Origin of the sequence: Mycobacterium sp. 852002-51971_SCH5477799-a, from assembly GCF_001667145.1 — a bacterium.
Taxonomy (GTDB): domain Bacteria; phylum Actinomycetota; class Actinomycetes; order Mycobacteriales; family Mycobacteriaceae; genus Mycobacterium.
In genome coordinates, this window is the sequence record NZ_LZIF01000085.1 from 1 (window position 1) to 822 (window position 822).

Here is an 822-nt window from a genome sequence, read left to right on the forward strand (position 1 = left end):
CAACCACCCATCCAGCACGAACAACGCCGCCCCACCCACCGGCGCACCGATCGGCGGGGCCCCCGACCCCGCCCGCAGCGGGGCGCTGATTGCCACACACATCGTGGTCTCGGTTGGGCCATAGGCGTTGACCATCACCCGCCCCGGCGCCCACCGATCCACCACCGCCGCCGGACACGCCTCGGCCGCGATCACCAACGCCACCGACTCCAACCCCTCGGACGGCAGCATCGCCACAGCCGACGGAGTATCCGTGAGCACGTTCACCTGTTCCGCAACTAGCAGATCGTGGAAATCGTCCGGTGCGCGAACCACGTCGTCGGGCACCACCACCACCCGCCCACCGCCGAGCAGCGCACCCCAGATCTCCCACACCGAAACGTCGAACGCCAACGAGTGACTATGCGTCCACACCCTCACCGTGGGCAGTCCGGCGTCCAACGATTCCAGCAACTGGGTGACGTTATGGTGGGTGATCGCCACGCCTTTGGGGATCCCGGTGGTGCCCGAGGTGTAAATCAGGTAGGCGAGGTCTTCAGCCGCGGGCGCCGGCAAGCCCGTGGTGGGTTGATCATCGACGGCCGGGTCGTCGACCTCGAGGACCGGCACGCCGAAACCATCGAGCCGCGAGCGCAACTGCGCGGTGCTCACCACCGCGACCGGGGCGGCGTCGGTGAGCATGAACTCGATGCGCGCTGCCGGGGCGGCGGCGTCGATCGGCAGATAGGCCGCCCCGGTCTTCAATACCGCCACCATCGCGGTGATCGCCTGCGCCGAGCGCGACAACAGCAACGCCACACACTGTCCCGCGCCCACGCCGTG

General features: G+C 68.7%; 1 protein-coding gene. It reads right to left on the bottom strand.

Annotation, left to right across the window (positions count from 1 at the left end):
- Positions 1–822, bottom strand: an 822-nt coding sequence (locus tag A5753_RS11675; RefSeq protein WP_156656069.1) for an AMP-binding protein, incomplete at both ends; no start/stop codon positions are given.